At 73.4% G+C, this 1,172-nt stretch carries 2 protein-coding genes; one reads left to right on the top strand and one right to left on the bottom strand.

Annotated features, from left to right (window positions below; all coding sequences use genetic code 11):
• The coding region (locus BN11_RS21035; protein WP_048700435.1) for an alanine racemase at nucleotides 1–196 on the bottom strand (196 nt) is incomplete at its 3' end.
• A gap of 91 nt (nucleotides 197–287) precedes the next feature.
• Here BN11_RS21035 and BN11_RS21040 point away from each other — a divergent pair.
• Nucleotides 288–1,154, top strand: coding sequence for a fructosamine kinase family protein (locus BN11_RS21040; protein ID WP_048700437.1), 867 nt, complete (start codon nucleotides 288–290; stop codon nucleotides 1,152–1,154).
• Nucleotides 1,155–1,172 lie beyond the last annotated feature (18 nt).

Here is a 1,172-nt window from a genome sequence, read left to right on the forward strand (position 1 = left end):
CCGGCAGGGCGCCGTGCCCGTAGCCGTCGGCCTTGACCACGGCCATGACCTCGGCGTCTCCCGCGCGACGGCGCAGTTCGCGCACATTGTCGGAGATGGCGCTCAGGTCGATCTCGACATAGCCCGAAACCCCCGCCGGCACCGTTGCGGTGGGTCGGTGGGCGGGCGGGGTGGTCGGCGCGGCTGTGGTGTCCATGTGGTCTCCGATTCTAGTTCGACGGGGCGTCGCCACCCCTCACGCGCGCCGTCGGCGGGCCTACGAGTGGATCGGGGGCATAGTGAGTCGTATGCCGCCGCTCGACCCCAGCACGCTGGTCGCCGAACTCCTCGGCCGCCCCCTGGTCGCGGCGACCCGTCTCGGCGGCGGCGATATCGCAGATGCGTGGCTGCTCACCCTCGAGGGTGGCGAGCGCGCCGTGCTGAAAACCATGAGCGGAGCGGATGCGGACTTCTTCGCCGCGGAGGCGCGGGGTCTGGAGTGGCTGCGTACGCCGCAGGGGCCGCCCGTCCCGCGAGTGCTGGCCGCCGGACCGGCGGGGATCGTCATGGAGTATGCCGCGCCCGGTGCCCCCACGCCCGATGCCGCGGCGGACTTCGGCCGGCGGCTCGCCCGGATGCATGCCGCCTCGCCCGGCGGTTTCGGTGCACCGTGGCCGGGGTTCATCGGCAGCATTCCGATGGACAACGCAAGCCCGGACGGTGAGTCCTGGGCGGACTTCTTCGCGCGGTGCCGGGTGGCGCCCTATGTGCGGGCCGCCCGGGACCGCGGGTCCTTGTCCGCCACCGATGCCCATGTCATCGAGTCGCTCCTGCCCCGGCTCGCGGACCTGGTGCCCGCCGAACCTCCGGCCCGCCTGCACGGGGACCTGTGGAGCGGAAATGTGCACTGGGGCAAGGGCTCTCGGGTGTGGCTCATCGACCCCGCCGCCCACGGCGGGCACCGCGAGAGCGACCTGGCGATGCTCGCCCTCTTCGGTGCGCCGCACCTCGACGCGATCGTCACGGCATACCAGGAGGAGGCGCCGCTGGCGACCGGCTGCCGGGACCGCATACCCATCCATCAGCTCTTCCCGCTGCTGGTGCACGCGGTGCTCTTCGGCGGCGGCTACGGCCCCCGGGCCGCGGCCGGCGTGGCACCCTTCGCCGCGCGCTGACCCGCGACCGGCACCCTC

The organism is Nostocoides australiense Ben110, assembly GCF_001050535.1.
Classification (GTDB): domain Bacteria; phylum Actinomycetota; class Actinomycetes; order Actinomycetales; family Dermatophilaceae; genus Nostocoides_A; species Nostocoides_A australiense.

Coding starts and splice junctions, on each gene's coding strand:
- BN11_RS21040 (WP_048700437.1), top strand. CDS start 288: ATGCCGCCGCTCGACCCCAGCACGCTGGTCGCCGAACTCCTCGGCCGC.